This is a genomic window from Vibrio sp. 10N.261.55.A7 (assembly GCF_002877365.1).
GTDB lineage: Bacteria > Pseudomonadota > Gammaproteobacteria > Enterobacterales > Vibrionaceae > Vibrio.
The window spans coordinates 1-3101 of the sequence record NZ_MCWZ01000063.1 but is presented as its reverse complement, the minus strand read 5'-3'; the positions used below and the strand labels follow the sequence as shown (position 1 = coordinate 3101).

Below are 3101 nucleotides of genomic sequence, written 5' to 3'. Positions count from 1 at the left end.
TTTTAGTAGAATACCAAAATAACTGCCAGTAAAGTCTGAGAGGACCAAACCAATGCTGTTGCCACTTTTCGTCGCTAACGCTTGGGCGACCGAACTCGGTTTGTAGTTCAGTTCATGCATGACGGATCGAACTAACTCTCGAGTACTCTCTTTTACTTGGCCTGTGCCATTAATGACTCGTGATACCGTCGCTTTGGATACACCGGCAATACGTGATACATCTGAAATTGTTGCCATCCATTCCTCTTATCAGACTACTGATCCTTGATTAGACTTTGAAGATACCAGATTTTGTCGGCTCTAGAGAAGTGCGCTGCCAAAGTTTGATCTGTCTCGTGATGTACATCTTCCATTTGAGGTGTCGCCGCTATGGAACAGGGAACAAGGGAAGAAGGCATGAAACAAAGGTGATTGGGCATCCGTAGAATGAGATGCCCAAGTGTTTTGGCTTAGATAGGGACAATAAGAATATCGACAGGGGACTTATTAATAAGGTGTTTGGAGTAGGAAACGATACTGCTCCAGAAGTCATGGTGGTGACCGCATATTAATAAATCGACATTGTTATCGATAATAGTCTCATGAAGTTTGTTACTTAAATCACCGGTGCCCACAAAGAAACTCTTAATTGGGAAATCGGTGTACGACTCAAAGGCTCTTAATTGGTCGATGGAATTTTGTTTTAGCGGAATATCTTCCACCCCAGAGGTAATATCAATGAGGTCTGGGTAAATCTCGCCGTGCGTCCCATCCATATGCACAAAAGAAATTTCTGCACTCATGGTTTTGGCTAGTGAAACGGCTCTATCGATTAGAACCTTACTGTCTTCAGAAAGCTCGAGGGCAACTAGGATGTGTTTGTATTTCATAACTATTCCTTTTCTTTATTCACTGTATTCAGAATAGTGCCGAGGAATAAAAATAGATGCCGAAGCGGTCGCAAAATAGAAAATGCTTCAACAAGACAGAGTGCCAAGGTTTCTCGTTTTTAAAGAAATCAAGACTGAGATAGGCTTCAGAACTGAAACTAACTGCGATAGGATGGCGACTTCTCAGACAGAAATTATACGCCGAATGGATTTGAATCATGCCGAACTCACTCTCTATCCGATCCTATACTCGCCAAAAGAGAGGGCATGCTCACCCGTTTCCACAACTTGTGCTGCCACTTAGAGGCGTCATTCGACTGGATATTGATGGTTCCTATTCTGGTAAGGTGACGCCAGGCGAATGCGTGATGATTAAAACAGGTGTGATGCACTACTTTACGGCCGACGAACACGCTAAATTCGTGGTTGTTGACCTGAAATGTCTACCAGAGAACCTTGAAAATTCAAACGTGTCTGTTTTCACGATCAGCGCGCCACTGATGCAGTTTCTCTCATTTATAGAAGAGCAGCTTTCCTATCAAAGAAACCCCTCTCTCGAACAGCAGATGTTCTCACTGTTTTATCAGTTACTGAGTGAGCAGAGAATGTTTAAGCAATTTGATAATAGGGTGAGGAATGTGGTGGATTACATGGAAGCGCATTTAAGTGAAGTGTTGACGATCGATTCGCTAGCCGAGGTGGCATGTTTAAGCCCAACGCAATTGAAGACGCTATTTAAGAAGCAAACGAGCGACTCGGTGATGCAATACCTGACCAACATGCGCATGGAACGTGCTAAAGCTTTGCTGCTGAACACCGATTACCCTATCCCTGTGGTGGCAGAAAAGGTAGGGTATCGAGATCCTAGTGCGTTTAGCCGTCGATTCTCTCTTCATTTTGGCCTTTCACCTTCGAACATTTCAGGTTAGCGACTCCAATTCCCTTGTATCAGCCTTCGAGTCAGCTTCTTTAGGGATTGCATTTCTTTTTAGTGATCCCTTACTCAATCCAGGCCGTCATTCATTTTTGTCATTCCATCGATTTCAGTCTTTCTAAACAACAATACCGTCTGAACGGCAAGATGTTCTATTTCCTTTAAGAATAATATCGCTCTATTGACGCGACGGTGTGTGATAGAGAGGAAATGGAATGATGGGCAGTGCAGCTAAAAAACATGGAATTGGGGCGATAGTATTGGCAAGTGTTCTTTGGGGCACAACAGGGACTGCGGCCAGTTTCACACAGAACGTCAGCCCATTGGCGACGGGGGCCTTTGCGACAGGCGTAGGTGGGCTGTTTTTACTGTTTTACTCTTATCGAACCCTGCTTTCAGACAGCCCACTGCTGTTAGCAAACTCTAGGTTGCTATTACTGGGAGGGGCGGCGGTTGTGGTGTATCCGCTCGCTTTTTATACGGCGATGAATTGGTCTGGTGTGGCCATCGGTACCGTTGTTTCTATTGCCAGTGCACCTTTCTTTACCGTTTTGTTGGAGTGCCTTATCAGCAAGAAAAGGGTATCTGTTAACTGGGTGGTGAGTTTTGTCTTGGGTGTGCTTGGTATCTGTTGTTTGATTATTGGAAAACCCGATCAAGCCAGTGGCGTATTGAAAGATACTCTTTATGTTTGGGGGCTATTACTTGGACTGTTAGCGGGTTTAACGTATGCCATCTACTCATGGGTGGCAAAAGCACTCATCGACAAAGGTGTACAGTCGCAATCGAGTGTGGCGAGTATGTTTGGCTTAGCGTCGCTGGTGTTGATTCCATCTTTATACTTTACTGGTGAAAACCTGTTTCTAAATTCAACACACGTTTCCATTGCCTTTTACATGGCGATATTTCCAATGTTTTTAGGCTACTTACTCTTTGGCATAGGTTTAAGAACAATAGAGGCGAGTCAAGCCACACTCATTACTTTATTAGAGCCGGCCGTCGCCACTTTGTTTGCTGTTTGGATTGTTGGTGAAAGACTAACCCTGTTAGGTTGGGGCGGCATGATCGCCATTGTGTTCTGCTTAATCTTACAATTGATGCCAAGTAAGAGCGCAATCGAGACGATCAAATTGACGGGCTAGTCGGCCAAGATGCGCAAGAACGGACGCGTAACAACGGTCAGCTTTCAACTATCGAGTCATTATTTTTAATAAGAGTGAACAAATTTTTCTTGAACTTGTCCTATAGAAACCATAACAATACACGTCACCATTTTTGATAGTTGAAGCTATGAATAC

The 3101-nt window shown here is 44.0% G+C and carries 4 protein-coding genes; 2 read left to right on the top strand and 2 right to left on the bottom strand.

Translation table 11 applies throughout. The features are described 5' to 3' along the window. Together BCU12_RS05090 and BCU12_RS05085 are read right to left on the bottom strand one after the other, a co-directional pair. The coding region (locus BCU12_RS05090; protein ID WP_133153812.1) for a LacI family DNA-binding transcriptional regulator at window positions 1-237 on the bottom strand (237 nt) is incomplete at its 3' end. Window positions 238-449: 212 nt separating this feature from the next. Next, window positions 450-869, bottom strand: coding sequence for a universal stress protein (locus BCU12_RS05085; RefSeq protein WP_102403277.1), 420 nt, complete (start codon window positions 867-869; stop codon window positions 450-452). 218 nt (window positions 870-1087) lie between these two features. Between BCU12_RS05085 and BCU12_RS05080 the strand changes: the two genes are divergently transcribed. Next, window positions 1088-1798: a helix-turn-helix domain-containing protein gene (locus tag BCU12_RS05080; protein ID WP_102403276.1), complete on the top strand. Its 711-nt coding sequence runs from the start codon at window positions 1088-1090 to the stop codon at window positions 1796-1798. 220 nt (window positions 1799-2018) lie between these two features. Further along, the gene (locus BCU12_RS05075) at window positions 2019-2945 is read left to right on the top strand and encodes an EamA family transporter (RefSeq protein ID WP_102403275.1); all 927 of its coding nucleotides are present in this window, start codon (window positions 2019-2021) and stop codon (window positions 2943-2945) included. The last annotated feature ends 156 nt before the right edge of the window (window positions 2946-3101 follow it).